The organism is Cryptosporangium minutisporangium (genome assembly GCF_039536245.1).
Taxonomy (GTDB): Bacteria; Actinomycetota; Actinomycetes; order Mycobacteriales; family Cryptosporangiaceae; genus Cryptosporangium; species Cryptosporangium minutisporangium.
Map to the genome: position 1 here is coordinate 55,630 of NZ_BAAAYN010000012.1, position 18,945 is coordinate 74,574.

The window sequence follows — 18,945 nt, forward strand, 5'->3', positions numbered from 1 at the left end:
ACGACCTTCGCGGGCGCCCCGGAGCCCGCGAAGTAGGGTCGGCCTCCATGGCGACCTCCGATGACGCGTACCAGGCCCGCTCGGCCGACGAACTGCGCACGCTGGACGCCGCCCACATCTGGCACCCGTACGCCGGGATGGTGGATCCGGCGCCGGTGCTGCCGGTGGTCTCGGCGTCCGGCGTGCGACTCCGCCTGGCCGACGGCCGGCAGCTGGTCGACGGCACGAGTTCCTGGTGGGCCGCGATCCACGGCTACAACCACCCGGTACTCAACGCCGCGGCCACCGACCAGCTCGGGCGGATGGCGCACGTCATGTTCGGCGGGCTCACCCACCCGCCGGCCGTCGAGCTGGCGCGCCTGCTGGTGGAGATCACCCCGGCGCCGCTGGAGACCGTGTTCTTCGCCGACTCCGGTTCGGTCGCCGTCGAGGTGGCGATCAAGACCGCCCTGCAGTACCAACTCTCGACGGGACGATCCGACCGGACCCGCCTGCTGACCGTCCGGAGTGGCTACTACGGCGACACGTTCGGCGCGATGGCCGTCTGCGACCCGGTCAACGGCATGCACCACCTGTTCGCCGGAGTGCTGCCGCAGCACCTGTTCGCGCCGCCCCCACCGGCCGAGTTCGACGCCGGGTACGCGGACGAACTCGTCGCGCTGGTCGAGCGGCACGCCGGTGAGCTGGCCGCGGTGATCGTCGAGCCGATCGTCCAGAACGCCGGCGGGATGCGGTTCTACGACCCGGCCTACCTCCGGGTGCTGCGCGAGGTGTGCGACGCCACCGGCGTCCTGCTGATCTTCGACGAGATCGCCACCGGGTTCGGCCGCACCGGGACGCTCTTCGCCGCGGACGCCGCGGGCGTGAGCCCGGACGTCATGGCGGTGGGCAAGGCGATGACCGGTGGGTACCTCACGATGGCTGCGGTGCTCACGACCCGGGCGGTCGCTCAGGGCGTCGGCACGCTGATGCACGGCCCGACGTTCATGGCCAATCCGCTCGCGGCGGCGGTGTCGGTGGCGAGTATCCGGCTACTGCTGGACGGGCCGTGGCGCGCTACCGTCGCGCGCCTCTCCGATCGCCTGCGCACCGGTCTGGAGCCGGCGCGGGCGCTGTCGACCGTGGCGGACGTCCGGGTGCTCGGCGCGATCGGCGTGGTGGAGTTGCACGCACCGGTCGACGTCGCCCGGGTCACCGCTGACGTCGTCGAGCGGGGAGTATGGCTGCGGCCGTTCCGGAACCTGATCTACACGATGCCGCCCTACCTGATGGGCGAGGAGACTCCGGGCGCGGCCGCCGATGTGGCCCAGGTCTGCGCCGCGATCGTCGCCGCGGCGGCCCGCCCGGAATAGGGTTTCGGGCCCTCGCGGGCCCTCGCGGGCCGTCGCGGTTGCGAATCGCTGCGACGCTGGGATCTCCGGGGAAAGGGTGCCCTGAGACAGCGGTGACAGGTGTTCCCGCTCGGCGCCGGTTCGACCCTTTTTGGCTGGGTGGGTTCCCTCACCTAGGCTGACACGTGATAAAAATGCACATATCAGGTCAAAATGTCTCTTGACGGGACCGGCATTACACGCGTGTAATTCCCAATGGGGATAGTCCATATCGCCTTCCACAGGGGGTTCGACGCGCCAGCCGCGCGGCCGGCGTACGAGTGGAGGAGGCACGGCAGTGGCCGCAGAAGTGATCACCGATCTCGTAGTCGGTGAGGCACCGGAGTGGCAGGATCGCGCGCTCTGCGCGCAGACGGACCCGGAAGCTTTCTTTCCGGAGAAGGGCGGTTCGACCCGCGAGGCCAAGCGCATCTGTACCGGATGCGAGGTCAAGGCGGAGTGCTTGGAGTACGCGCTGGCTCACGACGAACGCTTCGGTATCTGGGGTGGACTGTCGGAACGCGAGCGTCGCAAGCTGAAGAAGCGGGTCATCTGAGCCAGCCCCGGTGTGCTGAGCGGCATCGCAGCCGTCGACATCGGAATCTGCGCCGTCCGGACGCGACCGACCAGCGGGGGTGGGGTCGTCGCTTACGGGGGCACCCGCGCCACGATCGTGCGCGGATCACACGCTCACGAGAGCAGCCCGAGGGTGCTCGGCGCCGAAAGCCGCAGCGTCCCGCCGTCACCGCCGCTGCTCAGTGCCCGGGCGGGTCGACGTCGTCCGGATCGAGACCGAGCAAGTTCGCCACCTGTTCCACGACGACGTCGTGGACCAGGTCGGCGAGATCTTCCCGGTCGTACGCGCGCGCTTCGAGCGGACGCCGGTAGACGACGATCCGCGGTGGCGTGCTGCGCCCCCGTCCGCCATCGCGTCCGGGGAGCAACCGCGCCAGCGGGACGTTGCCGTCCTCGAGCACGTCCGAGTCGTACGAGGGCAGCTCAGGCGGGACGTCCTCGACCGCGAACTCGACGTCGCGCAGCTGCGTGGACCACCGCGGCTCCAGGTGCTCGACGGCGTCCAGGACGAGGTCGTCGAAGATCTGCGCACGGCTGCGGGAGAGCGGAACCGTCGCGGGTACCAGGCGTCCGCGCATGCCACGACCGCGCCGGTCGCGGCGGGACGTGCCGGGACGGCGCTGGTGCTCGGCGGGCGAGGCCATGGCAGCAGGATAGTGCGCATCGCGGAGAACAGACCGGTCGATTCACCCCGGTTGATGTGCGACACACCCGCCACACCGCGGGCGACCGTTGGCGCCGGAGCCCGCCGCCCGATACCGTTCCGCCGTGAGGTCTCACCGGCGCTGCTCCAAGAACGGCTGTTCCCAGCCTGCGGTGGCGACGTTGACCTACGTCTACGCGGAGTCCACCGCGGTGATCGGTCCGCTCGCGGTATCGCACGAACCACACACTTACGACCTCTGCGAGGGCCACGCCGAGCGGCTCACCGCCCCGAAGGGTTGGGACCTGGTCCGCGCCGAAGGCGACTGGGCAGCGCCGCCACCGAGCAGCGACGACCTGGCGGCCCTGGCCGACGCGGTTCGCGAGGCCGCTCGGCCGGCGAGTGCCGAGAGTCCGGCGAAGGACGGTCCGCCGCAGGTCGGCCGACGAGGGCACCTGCGGGCGTTGCCCAATCCCCGCTGACCGGTCCCGCCGAGCAGCCAGGTAGCAGGTCGACCGACCTGCCGAGCGCATCGCTGTCGCCCGTCCCGGATAGGCTCCCGAGCAACGCACCGCATCGAAGGAGCGCGCGCTGTGTCCCCCCATGACCTGTCCGGCCTGGTGAAGGCCTACGACGTCCGCGGCGTCGTACCCGAACAGTTCAACGAAGACGTGGCGCGGGCACTGGGCGCCGCGTTCGCCCTACTCGTCCGGGGCGAGGGCAGCACCGGCATCGTCACCGCGCACGACATGCGGGAGAGCTCGGTGCCCCTGTCCCGTGCGTTCGCCGAGGGCGCGCTGAGCCAGGGCGTCTCGGTCACCGAGGCGGGCCTGGGCTCCACCGACCTGCTGTACTTCGCCGCCGGCCACCTGAACCTGCCCGGTGCGATGTTCACCGCCAGCCACAACCCGGCCCAGTACAACGGCATCAAGCTCTGCCGGGCGGGCGCGACGCCGATCGGGCAGACGAGCGGGCTCACGACGATCCGCACCACGGCCGAGAAGATCCTCGCCGAAGGGGCGCCTGCGGCGACCGCGAGCGCGGAGGTCACCAGCGTCGACCTGCTCGGTGAGTACGGGAAGTACCTGCGCTCGCTCGTCGACCTCCGCGGCATCCGCCCGCTCACCGTCGTGGTCGACGCCGGAAACGGGATGGGCGGCCACACGGTTCCCGTGGTGCTCGGCGAGGGCCTGCCGCTGACGATCGTCCCCCTCTACTTCGAGTTGGACGGGAACTTCCCGAACCACGAGGCCAATCCGCTGGACCCCGCGAACCTCGTCGACCTGCAGAAGGCGGTCGTCGAGCACAAGGCGGACATCGGGCTCGCGTTCGACGGCGACGCCGACCGCTGCTTCGTGGTCGACGAGTTGGGCGAGCCGGTGAGCCCGAGCGCGATCACCGGGCTGGTGGCCGTCCGCGAACTGGCCAAGCACCCGGGCGCGACGATCATCCACAACCTGATCACGTCGCGGGCCGTCCCGGAGATCGTGCGCGAGCACGGCGGGAACCCGGTCCGCACGCGGGTGGGCCACTCGTTCATCAAGGCCCAGATGGCCGAGAGCGACGCGGTGTTCGGCGGCGAGCACTCGGCGCACTACTACTTCCGTGATTTCTGGCGAGCCGACACCGGCATGCTGGCGGCGATGCACGTGCTCGCGGCCCTCGGCGAGAGCGATCGGCCGCTCTCCGAGCTCGGGGCGGAGTACCAGCGCTACGTCGCGTCCGGCGAGATCAACTCGGTAGTGGCCGACCAGGCCGCGAGCGTCCGTGCGGTGCTCGACGCGCTGGTGGGCCCGGAAACCGAGGTCGACACGCTCGACGGAACCACGGTCACCTTCCCGGACGGCGCATGGTTCAACTTGCGGGCGTCCAACACCGAGCCGCTGCTCCGCCTGAACGTCGAGGCGGCGACGCCGGAACGGATGGCCGAGATCCGCGACCAGGTCCTGGCTCTGGTCCGCTCTACCCCGGAGGCACTGTGACTGTCGATTCCGCACTTCTGGAGATCCTGGCCTGCCCCAGCGACGACCACGCGCCGCTGCGTCTGGACGAGGAAGCGAGCGAGCTGGCCTGCACGGTCTGTGACCGGTCGTACCCGATCCGGGACGGCATCCCGGTGCTGCTGCTCGACGAGGCTCGTCACCGCGGTGCGGAAGACGGCGGTGCGACCGGCGACACCACGGCCGGCGGCGCGCAGTGACTGCTCAGATCGACGAGACCCGTCTGGACGACGCCGACGTTCTGTCCGGGGCCGACCCGGCGGAGATGCTCCGGGCCACCGCGGGCGCCGGGCCGCAGCTGCGGGAAGCCGTCTCGCTCGCCGCCGAGGCCGGCCTGCACGTGCTGTCCGAGGAGATTCGGCCGCGTGCGCTCGTCGTCGCCGGCGTCGGCACCGCGGCCCGTACCGGTGACGTGCTGTCCGCGGTCGCCGGTCCGCGCTGCCCGGTGCCGGTCGTCCTGCATCGCAGCCGCGGCGTGCCGGGCTGGGTGGGTGCCGCCGACGTCGTCGTCGCGGTCTCCGCCTCCGGTCGTAGCCCGGAGGCGCTCGCCGCCGCCGAGGCCGCGATGCACCGCGGTGCCCGGCTGGTCGCGATCGGCGCGCCCGACAGTGAGCTGCAGTCGATGGCCGAGCGCGCGCGGGCGCTGTTCGTTCCGGTGCCCCGGCGCCGCCCGGCCCGGGTGGCGTTCTGGTCGCTCGCCGCCCCGGTGCTGCTCGCCGGACGGGCACTGGGCATGTGCCAGGTCACCGAGGCCGATTTCGCCGAGACCGCGACCCGGCTCGACAACGACGCCGAGCGCTGCCGTCCGACCGCCGAGTCGTTCGTCAACGAGGGCAAGTCGCTCGCGATCGAGCTGGCGAACACGATCCCGGTGGTGTGGGGCACGTCCGCGCTGGCGACGGTCGCGGCCAACCGGTTCGCCGACCAGCTCGCCGCGAACGCCCGGTACCCCGCCATCGCCGGCAACCTGATCGAGGCCGGCCGTGGCCGCGTCGGCCTGATCGACGGCGTCTTCGGGTCGCTCGCCGACGACGCGGACGACTTCTTCGCCGACCGGGTCGACTCGGCCGGCTCCACCAAACTGCGCCTGGTGCTGCTGCGCGACGACGGCGAGTCGGAGGTCGACGCAGCTCGCGCGAACGCGATTGAGGATTTGGCTCGGGAACGGGGTATAGGGGTCAGCGTGCTGAACGCGGAAGGTGGTTCCGAGCTCGAGCGGCTGGCGTCGCTCATCGCGGTGCCGGACTTCGCGTCGGTATACCTCGCCCTCTTGCACGGCCTCGACCCGATCGCGGTTCGGGCCGTCTCCGAACTGAAGGAGCGAACGAACGCGTGAGCACCGAAGGCGGCGTCAAGGCCATCGTCGCGGCCCTGATCGCCAATCTGGGCATCGCAGTGACCAAGCTCGTCGCCTGGTTGCTGACCAGTTCCTCGTCGATGCTGGCGGAGGCGATCCACTCGCTGGCCGACTCCGGCAACCAGCTCCTGCTGCTGCTCGGCGGTCGGAGGGCCAAGCGGGCGGCGACACCCGAGCACCCGTTCGGCTACGGGCGTGAGCGCTACATCTACGCGTTCATCGTCTCGATCGTGCTGTTCACCGTGGGTGGTCTGTTCGCGCTCTACGAGGGCTACCACAAGCTGGAGCACCGGGAGCCGATCGAGTCCTGGCACTGGGTGCCGGTCGTCGTGCTCTTGGTCGCGATCGGCCTGGAGATCTACTCCTTCACGACCGCGCTCCGGGAGACGAACAAGAGCCGTGGTTCGGTGTCGTTGGTCCGGTTCATCCGCCGGGCCAAGGCGCCGGAGCTCCCGGTAGTGCTGCTGGAAGACACCGCGGCGCTGCTCGGTCTGGTCTTCGCGCTGTTCGGCGTCAGCATGACGCTGATCACCCACGACGGTCTCTGGGACGCGATCGGCACGCTCGCGATCGGCATCCTGCTGGTGGCGGTGGCGGTGTTCCTCGCGATCGAGACGAAGAGCCTGCTGCTCGGCGAAGGGGCCAGCGCCGAGGACCTGGAGCGGATCGAGCGGGCGATCTGCGCGGAGAACAGCACGGTCCAGCGCATCATCCACATGAAGACGCTGTACCTGGGACCGGACGAACTGCTGGTCGCGGCCAAGATCGCCGTCCACCACGACGAGACGGCGGGTAAGGTCGCCGAAGCGATCGACGCCGCTGAAACGCGGATCAGGGATGCGGTGCCGGTCGCCCGGGTGATCTACCTGGAGCCGGACATTTATCACGCATCGAAGGTTCGCGCCGCGCAGTCCGCGGAGAGCGCGCCTGCTGGGGGAGACGCCGAGACCCGTGGAGCTACTCACTAACCCGATCCGCACGTACGCCTGGGGCTCCACGTCGGCGATCGCCCGCGTGCAAGGTCGTCCGGTGCCCAGCCGGGAGCCGGAGGCCGAGCTCTGGATGGGGGGCCACCCGTCGGCGCCGTCCCGCCTCATCCGGGACGGTGCCGAGCACGGACTCGACGCGCTCGTCGCGGCCGACCCCGCGGGGGAACTCGGGGCATCGGTGGCGGCCGCGCACGGCGCGCGGATGCCGTTCCTGCTGAAGCTCCTGGCGGCCGAGACCCCGCTGTCGTTACAGGCCCATCCGAGCGAGGATCAGGCCAGGACCGGGTTCGCCGCAGCCGAGGCGGCCGGTCTCGCGGCCGGTGATCCGCGCCGTAGCTACGTCGACCCGAACCACAAGCCGGAGCTGATCTGCGCGGTGGGGGAGTTCTCCGCGCTCTGCGGGTTCCGGTCGGTCGAACGCTCGGTCGCCGTGCTCGCGCCGGTCGTCAGCGCGGTTCCCGCGCTCAAACCGCTGCTCGACGGGCTCCGGCTGACGCCGGACGGCGGCGGACTACGGACGTTCGTGGCGGGCCTCTTCGCGCTCCCGGACGCCGACCAGGTGGCCGTCGCTTTTGCGGACGCGTGCCGCGCGGTGATCGGGGAGTCCCCGGACTACCGGCTGGCGGTGGAGTTGGCTGACCAGTTCCCCGGCGACATCGGCGTGGTGCTGGCGCTCCTGCTCAACCACCTGGTGCTCGCACCCGGAGAGGCGATGTTCCTGCCCGCCGGCGTGCTGCACGCGTACCTGCACGGCGTCGGCGTCGAGGTGATGGCGTGCTCCGACAACGTGCTGCGGGGCGGGCTGACGCCGAAGCACGTCGACGTTCCCGAGCTGCTGCGGGTCGTGCGCTTCGAGGTGATGCCGCCGGAGCCGTTCCCGGCCGTGGAGGCGGGGCCGGGCGTCCGGGTGTGGGCCCCGCCGGTGCCGGAGTTCGTGCTGACCCGGGTCGTGCTGGACGAGGCCGGAGGGCGGGCGTCGCTCGCCGGTGACGGGCCGCGGATCCTGTTCTGTCTGGAGGGCGCCGTGACGGTCGATGACGGCACCGACCCGGCCGAGCTGCGCGGTGGCCAGGCCGGCTACGTGTCGGCCGGCCACCGCGACGTCACGCTGACCGGCACCGGCACGGTGTTCCAAGCGACTACGGGTTCCGAGTGACTACGGGTTCCGAGTGACTACGGGTTCCGAGTGACTACGGGTTCCGAGTGACTACGGGTTCCGAGTGACTACGGGTTCCGAGTGACTACGGGTTCCGAGTGACTACGGGTTCCGAGTGACTACGGGTTCCGAGTGACTACGGGTTCCGAGTGACTACGGGTTCCGAGTGACTACGGGTTCCGAGTGACTACGGGTTCCGAGTGACTACGGGTTCCGAGTGACTACGGGTTCCGAGTGACTACGGGTTCCGAGTGACTACGGGTTCCGAGTGACTACGGGTTCCGAGTGACTACGGGTTCCGAGTGACTACGGGTTCCGAGTGACTACGGGTTCCGAGTGACTACGGGTTCCGAGTGACTACGGGTTCCGAGTGACTACGGGTTCCGAGTGACTACGGGTTCCGAGTGACTACGGGTTCCGAGTGACTACGGGTTCCGAGTGACTACGGGTTCCGAGTGACTACGGGTTCCGAGTGACTACGGGTTCCGAGTGACTACGGGTTCCGAGTGACTACGGGTTCCGAGTGACTACGGGTTCCGAGTGACTACGGGTTCCGAGTGACTACGGGTTCCGAGTGACTACGGGTTCCTAGCGACTACGGGTTCCTAGCGACTACGGCGTTCCGAGCCACCCACGGCCTGAGTCAGGCCGGGACCACCACCACGTCCGACGGCGTCGGCGTGCGCGGAGTCGACGGGGACGCCGGGGGTTCGCTCGTCCGCGGCGGAGTCGTGGTCGGATCGTCGTCCGGCGGCGTGGTCGGCGGAGTCGTCGGCGGCGTGGTCGGGGGAGTCGTCGGCGGGGTCGTCGGCGGCTTGCTCGGGGTCTTCGTCGGGGGCTTGGTCGGGGTCGTCGGGCGGGTCCCGGGCGTCGTCCGGCTGGGCGGCGGCGTGGTCGGCGTGCCGGACGAGGGGTCGGGGATCGGGATCGGGTTCTGATTCCCGGTGTTCGTGTCGATCTGGTAGTTGTCCGGGTCGTTTCCGCCGCCGGTGTTCGTGTCCGGTGCGTGCGGCATCGGAGCCGGGCCGTCCGGGGTGCTCGCCGCGCGCGGCGACGGGCTGGCGGCCGCGAGCACGTCGGCGGGGTTGTCGGTGGCCTGGTTCTGGGCCAGCACGACCGCGCCGATCGAGAACATCATCGCGGCGACCGCAGCGGCCGCACCGGCGGCCACGCGCCTGCGGCGCAGACCGGCGGTCGGAGCGGGGAACGTCGGGGCCGAGTTGAGGTAGGCGTGGCTCGGGGGCAGCTCCTCCGGAGCGCCCCACGGCGAGCCCGAGTAGACGTTGCCCGGCCGAGCGCCCTGGGGCGCGGGATTCGCGTCGTTGCGCACCGCCCGGGGCCGGGTGGGGGCGTCGTTCGGGACGAGGCGGTTGATCGCGGTGGGCAGCTCGGAGTGCGGCATCGTGATGCCGTCCGCGGCCGATCCGCTCGCACCGGGTCCGGAGTGCACGCCGCCGTTCATTCCTGGGCTGCCCATGCCGCCGCCGGCGCCCGGGCCGCCCGCGGCGTTCCCGCCCATCCCCGAGCCGCCGGCCGCGTTGCCACCAGCGCCGGGACCGCTTGCGGCGTTGCCACCCGCACCTGAGCCGCCGAAGGCGTTACCACCAGCGCCGGAGCCACCGGCTGCGTTGCCGCCCATCCCGGGTGCGCCGCCCGCGGCGTTACCTCCCATGCCAGGGCCGCCCGCAGCGTTACCACCGGCGCCGGGGCCGCTCACCGCGCTACCGCCCATGCCAGGCGCGCCGCCCGCGTTTCCGCTCATGCCCGCGCCGCTGGGGGCGGCGGACAGGCCGGGACCGCTGGTCAGCGCCGCGCCGAGCCCACCGCTGCTCGCGGCGACCGCGCCACCGCCCATTCCGCTGCTGGCGGCAACCGCGCCACCCATGCCCGCGCTGGCGGCAACCGCGCCACCCATGCCCGCGCTGGCGGCAACCGCGCCACCCATGCCCGCGCTGGCGGCAACCGCGCCACCCATGCCCGCGCTGGCGGCAACCGCGCCACCCATGCCCGCGCTGGCGGCAACCGCGCCACCCATGCCCGCGCTGGCGGCAACCGCGCCACCCATGCCCGCGCTGGCGGCAACCGCGCCACCCATGCCCGCGCTGGCGGCAACCGCGCCACCCATGCCCGCGCTGGCGGCAACCGCGCCACCCATGCCCGCGCTGGCGGCAACCGCGCCACCCATGCCCGCGCTGGCGGCAACCGCGCCACCCATGCCCGCGCTGGCGGCAACCGCGCCACCCATGCCCGCGCTGGCGGCAACCGCGCCACCCATGCCCGCGCTGGCGGCAACCGCGCCACCCATGCCCGCGCCTCCGGCGACAGCGGCAGCTCCGCCGTTCCCGGCGGCCACTGCGCCGAAGGACGGCGCCGCGCCGGCCGCCGCACCGGCGCCGAGCGCGAACGCCCCGTGCTCCAACGGCGCGCGCAGCCCGTGCCGGTACTCCAGCGCGACCTCCACCGCCTGCTCGCGGAGGAACGGCGGGATGCCGAAGACCGGGAGCGCCGCCCCGAGCACCTCGAGCGCGTACGAGTCCAGGCTGTCCCGGCAGGTCGGGCACGGTGCCTCGGACCGCGTCCCGTAGAGGTGCCGCTCGATCACACTGCGCATCACGCCCGGGCGTCCCTCGGCCGCACCGGCGTGCCGCACCAACCGGCGCAGGTCGGTGCAGCGCTCGCTGCCGTACCAGACCGCCACCGCCGTGGTCAGCGTCGCGCGGATCCGGTCCCGCGCCCGGGCCAGCACCGCCTGCGCGTTCCGTCCGCCGATCACGGTGACCAGGTCGCGTCCGTCCAGCCGGTCGTGCCACTCCAGCTCGAACAGCAGGCGCTCGCGGTAGGTCAGCGTCTCCATCGCGCGCCAGACCAGACGCCGCAGCTCTCCGTCGCCGCCGGCGTCCATGATCCCGACCAGCAGCTGGGTGGTGGCGTCCGGCGACCGGCGGATCCGGGTCACCCGGCTGCGACCCTCGCCGACCCGCAGGCAGCTCTCGTACGCGGCCCGGGCCATCGCCAGCCGCAGCTGCTCCGGCCTGGTCAGCCGGGCGGCGGCCACGCTGCCGATGGCCTGCCCCAGCGCGATCGTGGCGTTCTCGCGGTCCCGCAGCGTCCGCATGAACAAACCGAACAGCCAGCGGTGGTAACGGTCGAAGAGGGCGTCCAGACCGGCCTGGGCGATCCCGTCGGCGTCAACGGAGGTGGAGTGTCGGCGGAACCCACTGGCCCAGCTCGCTCGTGTTCCGGGTACGGCATCGGCGCCGGGGTCGTCGCTCTCGCGCAGGGCGGAGAGCACCACGGCATCGTCACGTAAGCCAAACGGAAGGGCGTCGCTGTTCGTGGACATCCAATTCCTCGCCTCCGGTCGCTCTCTGATGATGTCACTCTTGGACCAGGCGGCCGAGGACGTTCCCCGCCGTTGTCACATAACAGACTCATCCGTCGGTCTATTGACGTCAGAAGGGGCGGGTTGGTTGCAGTTCCCGCCCGATTCGGAAACCTTCACAGAACGCTGCTAACCTCAAATGGCCATGAGTACGCTCACGATCCAGGAGGCGGCGGAGACCACGGGGTGGTCACCGCGGATGCTCCGGTACATCGAACAGGTAGGGCTGGTGGCCGCGCCGCGGTCGGCCGGCGGGTACCGCCTGTACGGTCCGGCCGAGCTCCAGCGTCTCCGGACGCTGCGGGAGCTGCTGCAGCGCTTCGACATCGGGCTCACCGACGTCGGCTTCGCGCTACGGCTGCGCCGCGACGAGGAGCTGCGGGCGGCGCTGGACGAATGGTTCCAGGCTCGCCCGGCTCCCCCGGCGGACGTTCCCGCCGACGACTGGCTGCGCTGGGAGTACGACAAGCATCAGAAGTTGCTGGCCGAGATCCCGGTCGCGCAGCGCTCCCGCCCCGCCCCGGTCGACGCTCCTACGGGGGCATTTCCGATCGTAGACATCCCGGACGACACTGGGACATACCCGGTTGTGGACATCGCGGACGACGACTACCGGAGTCGCTCCGGTCGCCGTCCGGGTGCACACCGGAACCATGAGGAGAACCGATGACAGCCGTCACCGACGCCCCTGCGGGAACGCTCCCGTTCAAGGTCGCCGACCTCTCCCTGGCCGCGTTCGGCCGCAAGGAGATCCAGCTCGCCGAGCACGAGATGCCCGGGCTGATGTCGATCCGTGAGGAATACGCCGCCGCTCAGCCGCTGCGCGGCGCCCGGATCACCGGTTCGCTGCACATGACGATCCAGACCGCGGTGCTCATCGAGACCCTGGTCGCGCTCGGCGCCGAGGTGCGCTGGGCATCCTGCAACATCTTCTCCACCCAGGACCACGCGGCCGCTGCGGTCGCGGTCGGCCCGAACGGCACTCCGGAGAACCCGCAGGGCGTCCCGGTCTTCGCCTGGAAGGGCGAGACGCTCGAGGAGTACTGGTGGTGCACCGAGCAGATCCTGACCTGGCCCGGCGGTAAGGGCCCGAACATGATCCTCGACGACGGCGGCGACGTGACGCTGCTCGTCCACAAGGGCGTCGAGTTCGAGAAGCTCGGCTCCGCGCCGGACCCGGAGACCGCCGACAGCGAGGAGTTCGGCGTCATCCTGCGCCTGCTCAACCGGACGCTGAGCGAGGACCCGCAGCGCTGGACGAACGTCGCGGCGGAGATCAAGGGCGTCACCGAGGAGACCACGACCGGCGTCCACCGCCTGTACGAGTTCGCCAAGCAGGGCACGCTGCTCTTCCCGGCGATCAACGTCAACGACTCGGTCACCAAGAGCAAGTTCGACAACAAGTACGGCTGCCGGCACTCGCTGATCGACGGCATCAACCGCGCCACCGACGTGCTGATCGGCGGCAAGGTCGCGGTCGTCTTCGGCTACGGCGACGTGGGCAAGGGCTCCGCCGAGTCGCTGCGCGGCCAGGGCGCCCGGGTCATCGTCACCGAGATCGACCCGATCTGCGCGCTGCAGGCCGCGATGGACGGTTACCAGGTCACGACGCTCGACGAGGTCGTCGGTTACGCCGACATCTTCATCACGACGACCGGCAACAAGGACATCATCATGGCCGAGGACATGGCCAAGATGAAGCACCAGGCGATCGTCGGCAACATCGGGCACTTCGACAACGAGATCGACATGGCCGGTCTCGCGAAGACCCCGGGCATCGTCCGGAACAACATCAAGCCGCAGGTCGACGAGTGGGTGTTCCCGGACGGGCACTCGATCATCGTCCTGTCCGAGGGTCGGCTGCTGAACCTGGGCAACGCCACCGGCCACCCGAGCTTCGTGATGTCGAACAGCTTCTCGAACCAGACGATCGCGCAGATCGAGCTGTTCACCAAGACGTCCGAGTACGACAAGCAGGTGTACGTCCTGCCGAAGCACCTGGACGAGAAGGTGGCCCGGCTGCACCTGGACGCCCTCGGCGTCAAGCTCACCGAGCTGCGCAAGGACCAGGCCGACTACATCGGCGTTCCGGTGGAGGGGCCGTACAAGCCCGACCACTACCGGTACTGAACCGTTACATCGCCGGTGAGTAGCGTGCCCACCAGCGGGTAGGGGCACGCAGTCGGGGTCTCACCGTCGAAGACCCGGGCTGAGTCGGGCAGCGGTCATTGCCCGCAGTCGCAACACTGACTCCGACATTCGTCGGCACGCCGGGGCATCCGTACGCGGGTGTCCCGGCGCCGGGTAAACCGGGCGGCACTGCCGCCAGGAGGTGCTGTGTCCAAGGACGGGTCCCCAACCGTCATCACCAGGCCGTCCACCGCCGGCGGCTGGTCGCCGCGGCTGGTCCGCCCGCTGCGCGCCCGGGCGGTCTTCCTGCTCGCGTTCGCCGCCTTCTTCCTCGTCAGTGCCGGTTGGGCACTCGCGCTGCCGACCAACGGCACCAACGACGAGGACGAACACATCGTCCGCGCCTACGGAGCGGCCAGCGGTCAGCTGTACTCCGCGCCTGCGGCGGCGGCGCGGGGCGGTGGCGCGTGGTACAGCGTGCCGCGGAGCCTGCTCCCGGTGAACGCCGACTGCGCCCAGCGATGGGAGCTTCCGGCGTCGTGCCTCCAGCGTCCGCCGGACGACCCGAGCCGCATCGAGGTCGGTACCGCCGCCGGGCGCTACAACCCCCTCTACTACGTGCCGGTCGGGCTCCCGATGGTGCTCAGCCCGAACATGGGCGGCATCGTCCTCGGCCGGCTGGTGTCCGGCGCGATGGTCGCCGGCATGATGGCGGCGGCGGTCACGATCGCGGTCCGGCGGCGCAGCCCGATGCTGATCGCCGCGCTGATCGTCGCGGCCAGCCCGAACCTGCTCAACCTGGCCGGCTCGATCAACCCGAGCGGCCTGGAGCTGGCCTCCGGCGTGCTGACCTGGACCGCGCTGCTGACGCTCGTCCGGGCACGCCCCGGGGAGCTGAGCGACCGCTGGACCGGCCAGCTACTGCTCGCGGCAGGCCTGGGAGCCGCGACGCTGGTGTCGATCCGGACGCTCGGCCCGCTCCTGCTCGCGCTGACGGTCCTGGCCTGCATGGCGATCGCCCGTCCCGGCCGGAACCGGGAGTTGTTCATCCGCAGGGACACCCGGGCGGTGGGCATCGGCGTGTCGATCGCCGGCCTGTTCGGCGTCGCCTGGACGCTGTTCTCGGGTGTTCTGAACAACCCGCCGGCGGAGAACCCGCCGCCGCACCTCTCGTTCGCCGAGAAGCTGGCGTACATCATGGGCGACCGGCTCACCCAGTGGGTCGCGCAGCTGGTCGGCCGGTTCAGCTACGGCGAGGTGGCCGCGCCGAACGGCATGCTCGTCGCCTGGTACGGCCTCGCGCTGCTCATCCTGGTGCCGACGCTGTTGTTCGCCACCTGGCGGCAGGCGACCGTCCTGATCGGCATCGCGGCGGTCAGCATCGGCCTGCTCGTCGGCTTCGAGTTGCTCTACTACCAGCACATCGGTTGGGCGCAGCAGAGCCGGTACGTGCTGCCGTTCGGTGTCGGCGCGCTGCTGCTCGCCGGCTGCCTACGACGCTGGGAGGGCCGCCTCGGTGAGGTGGCGACCAAGCGGTTCGTGATGATCTGCGCGGTGACGACCGGCGCGATGCACGTCTGGGCGCTGGCCGTCGTGATGACGCGTTTCCAGGTGACGCAGCGGTTCAAGGCCCTCGGCGCCCTGCACGGCGCCTGGCTGCCCGCGGTGGGGCCGCAGATCCCGCTGCTGACGGTCGCGTTCGGTGGTCTGCTACTCGTCGCGCTCGTGGTGCTGACCCGGCAGCCACGCCCGCACGCTGAACCCGGCCTGGCAACGGCGTTCGAGGTGCTCGTGCCCGGGCGGCGTCTCCCGCCGCCCGCGGCGTCCCGGGAGACCGCGGACCCGGAGGCCTCGGCGGACGACAAGACCGCGGTTCCCGCGGGGGTTTCGACGACATCGAGCGCCGCGAAGGCGGAGGAAGCGGACGTTCCCGCCGAGACCTGAGTGCTCCAGCCCGGCGAGGGGATCGGTTCAGTAGGCGCGCGCTGCGCCGACAGGCCGCGCCGGGCGCGGCCCTGTCGCACCCGCCCACTAGTGTGTCCGAGACGAGGCGGGGCAGGGGTTTCCCGCCGGGGAGGATGAGGTCGTGGCCGGTCCCGGAGTAACGGTGGCCGCCGCGTCGGAGGCAGCCGGTCCGGGCAGCATCCGTGGCCGGTGGGTACTGCTCGTCGCGGTCGTCTCGTTCTTCCTGATGGGCGCCGGCTGGGCCGCCGCCCTGCCGGTGAACGGCACCTACGACGAGTCCCAGCACTTGGTGCGCGCCTACGCGGTGGTGAGCGGCCAGGTCTACGCGACGCCCACGGACGCGATCCGGGGCGGCGGCGCCTGGTTCGACGTCCCCCGCAGCCTCCTGCCCGGCGAGCTCGACTGCACCTGGAAGAACCGGGTGGCGGCGAGCTGCCAGGACCCGGCGCCCGACGACCGGGACACCGAACGGGTCGCCAGCGCCGCCGGCCGGTACAACCCGGTGTACTACGCGGTCGTCGGTGTTCCCCTGCTGATCTCGCCCGACCTCTCCGGCGTGGTCGCGGCCCGCCTGGTGTCCGCGCTCGGCGCGGCGGTGATGCTCGGGCTGGCGGTCTACATCGCGGTGCGCCGACGGCGCCCGCTGCTCGTCGCCGGGCTGATCGTCGTCTCGACGCCGATGGCGATGAACCTCAACGGCGCGATCAACCCGAACGGATGGGAGATCGCGGCCGGAGTGCTGCTCTGGACCACGCTGCTGACGCTGTTCCGAGCGCGCCCCGGCGAGCTGTCCGAGCGGTTCACCCGCTCGCTGGTCGTCCTGGCGGGAGTCACCGCTTCGCTGCTGCTCGTCCTTCGTGCGCTCGGGCCGGTACTGCTCATCCTCATCCTGCTGGCCTGCCTGCTGCTCGCGCGGCGGGCCTCGGTGATGGCGCTGGTGCGTCGGCACGACGTCTGGTGGGTGCTCGGCGTCGGAGCGGTGGTGGGCATCTACGCGATCGGCTGGATGCTGCTCTCCGGCCTGTCCGACAGCGAAGGCGCGGAGGGCAACGCCGCCGCCACGATCCCGTACTCCGACGCCCTGCGGCAGCTCTCGCTGACCCGGGTCACGTTCTGGGTCAACCAGTTGGTCGGCCAGTTCAGCTACGGCGAGACCACGCTCCCCAGCTGGACCATCGTCGCCTGGTACCTCATGGTCGGCGCGCTGGTCGGCCCGGCCCTGGCGGTGGTGAAGCGCCGCCACGCGCTGGTCCTGCTCGCGATCCTGGCGACGTCGTTCCTCGCCCTGGTCGCACTGGAGCTGGCCTATCTGCGCAACATCGGCTGGTCGCAGCACGGGCGGTACCTGATGCCGTTCGGGGTGGGGCTGGTTCTCGGTGCGGTCTCGCTGCGGCGCGTCGAGCGGGCGTTGGGCCCCACCGGCGTCGGACGGATCGTGCCGGCCGTCGCCGTGGTGACCGGCCTGCTGCACGTCTGGGCGTTGCTGCTGGTCCAGACGCGCTTCCAATTCGGACAGGGCTACGGCCTCAACCCGCTGCGGGGTAGCTGGAAGCCTCCGCTGGGCTCGTTCGCACCGCTGCTCGCCGAGCTGGTCGGCGTGTCCCTGCTGGCGTTGCTGGCGCTGTGGATCGTCCGGCGGATGCCGGCCGGCCCCGCGGAAGGGGCGGCCCTCTCCGACAGCACATCGACGCTCGCGACGGCCGGAGCGGGTCCCGCCGGTGTCGTCGACGGCAGCACGCCCGACGGGCCGACGCCGGCCGTGGTGGGGTCGCCCGCAGCCGAGGATTCCGCCGCCGCCTCGACGGACGGCGGAACGAGTTCCCCGACGACCCCGGGGGCGCCCAGCCAGGCTGCGCGGCCCGCCGAGGCGTCGGTAGTCACCGGTGACGGACGGCTTCCGAACGGAGCGGTCGCGCAGTGAGTGCACCGGAAGTCCAGTACGACGTCGCAGATCTCGGGCTCGCCGGCCACGGTCACAGCCGCATCGAGTGGGCCGACCGGTCGATGCCGGTGCTGCGCGCGATCCGCGACCGGTTCGCCGCCCAGCGTCCGTTCGACGGGGTGCGCATCGCGGCGTGCCTGAACATCACGGCGGAGACCGCGAACCTCGTCCGCACGCTGCAGGCCGGTGGGGCCGAGATCCGGCTGTGCGCGTCCAACCCGCTCTCGACCCAGGACGACACGGCGGCCGCGCTGGTGGTCGAGTACGGCGTCAGCGTCTTCGCGCGGCACCGCTCCGACTCGGTCACCTACCGGCAGCACCTCGACTCGGTCCTCGCCCGCGCACCGGAACTCGTGCTGGACGACGCCTGCGACCTGGCCACCGCACTCCACACCGACTACCAGGATCTCCTGCCCGGCCTGCGCGGCGGCTGCGAGGAGACCACCAGCGGCGTCGTGCGGCTGCGGGCGATGGCGTCGGCCGATGCGCTCCGGTACCCGGTCGTCGCGGTCACCGACACCCCCACGAAGAACCTCGTCGACAATCGGATCGGCACCGCCCAGTCGTCGATCGACGCGTTGCTGCGCAGCACGAACATGCTGCTGGCCGGCGCCAACGTGGTGGTGGCCGGGTTCGGCTACGTGGGCCAGGGTCTGGCCGCGCGGCTGACCGGTCTCGGTGCGCGGGTCATCGTCACCGAAATCGACCCGGGCCGCGCGCTGGACGCGACGCTCTCCGGGTACGCGGTGATGACGATGGCCGAGGCGGCGCCGCTCGGCGACGTGTTCCTCACGGTCACCGGCAATCGGGACGTCATCCGCGCCGAGCACTTCGCGTTGATGAAGGACGGGGCGGTGCTCGCGAACGCGGGCCACTTTGACCTGGAGATCGACGTGGCGTGGCTCGGGGCGAACGCCGTGGAGCGGCGTATGGAGGTTCGCCCGCACGTCGACGAGTACGTCCAGGCGGACGGCCGGCGGCTGCTGCTCGTCGCCGAGGGACGGGTCGCGAATCTGGCCGGGGCCGAAGGGCATCCGGCCGCGGTGATGGACATCGCGTTCGGCATCCAGGCGCTCTCGGCGGAGTGGCTGCTCCGCAACGAGCCGGGTGCGTTGCCTGCGGCGGTGCTGGAGGTGCCGCCGGGCATCGATCGCGAGATCGCCCGCCTCAAGCTCGCCGCCCTCGACGTCACCCTCGACACCCTCACCGAGACCCAGCTGGCCTACCTGACGTCCTGGAGTAGCTGAGCGCCGCCCGAGACACGGTCGCTTGTAGAACGGGTACGAAGGTGGAGCCCGCCGAGGACGAGGCTGGCAGTTGAGCGCGAGGCGCCGCCTCGACCTTGTGGTGGTCTCAAGGCCTCGCGCTCGCCTGCCAGGCTCGCCCCTCGGCGGGCCGCCCACAAAGAGTTGTGTGATGTGTTAGTGGGGCCTGC

Annotated in this window: 15 protein-coding genes; 13 read left to right on the forward strand and 2 right to left on the reverse strand. The window is 71.3% G+C overall.

Features of this window, described 5'->3' with window-relative positions; translation table 11 throughout:
- Positions 1 to 47 precede the first annotated feature (47 nt).
- The gene (locus ABEB28_RS09900) at positions 48 to 1,352 is read left to right on the forward strand and encodes an adenosylmethionine--8-amino-7-oxononanoate transaminase (RefSeq protein ID WP_345727705.1); all 1,305 of its coding nucleotides are present in this window, start codon (positions 48 to 50) and stop codon (positions 1,350 to 1,352) included.
- Between the two features lie 316 nt (positions 1,353 to 1,668).
- Positions 1,669 to 1,926 (forward strand): WhiB family transcriptional regulator, encoded by a 258-nt coding sequence (locus ABEB28_RS09905; RefSeq protein ID WP_345727706.1) that lies wholly within the window; start codon positions 1,669 to 1,671, stop codon positions 1,924 to 1,926.
- Positions 1,927 to 2,125: 199 nt separating this feature from the next.
- Here ABEB28_RS09905 and ABEB28_RS09910 read toward each other — a convergent pair whose 3' ends face one another.
- A complete protein-coding gene (locus ABEB28_RS09910; protein WP_345727707.1) occupies positions 2,126 to 2,590 on the reverse strand; it encodes a metallopeptidase family protein in 465 nt (154 codons plus the stop codon).
- Between the two features lie 124 nt (positions 2,591 to 2,714).
- On the opposite strand from ABEB28_RS09910, the gene ABEB28_RS09915 reads away from it, so the two are divergent.
- The 6 genes from ABEB28_RS09915 (at position 2,715) to manA (ending at position 8,091) form a co-directional block, all read left to right on the forward strand.
- Entirely contained in the window at positions 2,715 to 3,071 is a 357-nt protein-coding gene (locus ABEB28_RS09915) for a DUF3499 domain-containing protein (RefSeq protein ID WP_345727708.1), read from the forward strand.
- Between the two features lie 111 nt (positions 3,072 to 3,182).
- Entirely contained in the window at positions 3,183 to 4,571 is a 1,389-nt protein-coding gene (locus ABEB28_RS09920; protein ID WP_345727709.1) for a phosphomannomutase/phosphoglucomutase, read from the forward strand.
- Entirely contained in the window at positions 4,568 to 4,789 is a 222-nt protein-coding gene (locus tag ABEB28_RS09925; RefSeq protein ID WP_345727710.1) for a Trm112 family protein, read from the forward strand. Before ABEB28_RS09920 ends, ABEB28_RS09925 begins: the two co-directional genes overlap by 4 nt.
- A gap of 65 nt (positions 4,790 to 4,854) precedes the next feature.
- Positions 4,855 to 5,925: an SIS domain-containing protein gene (locus tag ABEB28_RS09930; RefSeq protein WP_345727879.1), complete on the forward strand. Its 1,071-nt coding sequence runs from the start codon at positions 4,855 to 4,857 to the stop codon at positions 5,923 to 5,925.
- On the forward strand, positions 5,922 to 6,914 hold the full coding sequence (locus ABEB28_RS09935) for a cation diffusion facilitator family transporter (protein ID WP_345727711.1): 993 nt from the start codon (positions 5,922 to 5,924) through the stop codon (positions 6,912 to 6,914). Before ABEB28_RS09930 ends, ABEB28_RS09935 begins: the two co-directional genes overlap by 4 nt.
- Positions 6,898 to 8,091, forward strand: a complete 1,194-nt coding sequence (manA, locus tag ABEB28_RS09940) for a mannose-6-phosphate isomerase, class I (RefSeq protein WP_345727712.1) — start codon at positions 6,898 to 6,900, stop codon at positions 8,089 to 8,091. Before ABEB28_RS09935 ends, manA begins: the two co-directional genes overlap by 17 nt.
- 643 nt (positions 8,092 to 8,734) lie before the next feature.
- Here manA and ABEB28_RS09945 read toward each other — a convergent pair.
- Positions 8,735 to 11,434, reverse strand: coding sequence for an RNA polymerase sigma factor (locus ABEB28_RS09945; protein ID WP_345727713.1), 2,700 nt, complete (start codon positions 11,432 to 11,434; stop codon positions 8,735 to 8,737).
- 184 nt (positions 11,435 to 11,618) lie between these two features.
- Between ABEB28_RS09945 and ABEB28_RS09950 the strand changes: the two genes are divergently transcribed.
- From ABEB28_RS09950 to ABEB28_RS09970, 5 genes are all read left to right on the forward strand, one after another.
- The gene (locus tag ABEB28_RS09950; protein WP_345727714.1) at positions 11,619 to 12,143 is read left to right on the forward strand and encodes a MerR family transcriptional regulator; all 525 of its coding nucleotides are present in this window, start codon (positions 11,619 to 11,621) and stop codon (positions 12,141 to 12,143) included.
- Positions 12,140 to 13,603: an adenosylhomocysteinase gene (gene ahcY, locus ABEB28_RS09955; protein ID WP_345727715.1), complete on the forward strand. Its 1,464-nt coding sequence runs from the start codon at positions 12,140 to 12,142 to the stop codon at positions 13,601 to 13,603. The genes ABEB28_RS09950 and ahcY overlap by 4 nt, the downstream gene beginning before the upstream one ends.
- A gap of 207 nt (positions 13,604 to 13,810) precedes the next feature.
- On the forward strand, positions 13,811 to 15,547 hold the full coding sequence (locus ABEB28_RS09960) for a DUF2142 domain-containing protein (RefSeq protein ID WP_345727716.1): 1,737 nt from the start codon (positions 13,811 to 13,813) through the stop codon (positions 15,545 to 15,547).
- A 142-nt stretch (positions 15,548 to 15,689) separates the two neighbouring features.
- Complete coding sequence (locus ABEB28_RS09965) at positions 15,690 to 17,489, forward strand: DUF2142 domain-containing protein (protein WP_345727717.1); 1,800 nt, start codon at positions 15,690 to 15,692, stop codon at positions 17,487 to 17,489.
- Positions 17,486 to 18,757, forward strand: coding sequence for an adenosylhomocysteinase (locus ABEB28_RS09970; RefSeq protein WP_345727718.1), 1,272 nt, complete (start codon positions 17,486 to 17,488; stop codon positions 18,755 to 18,757). The genes ABEB28_RS09965 and ABEB28_RS09970 overlap by 4 nt, the downstream gene beginning before the upstream one ends.
- Positions 18,758 to 18,945: the final 188 nt, after the last annotated feature.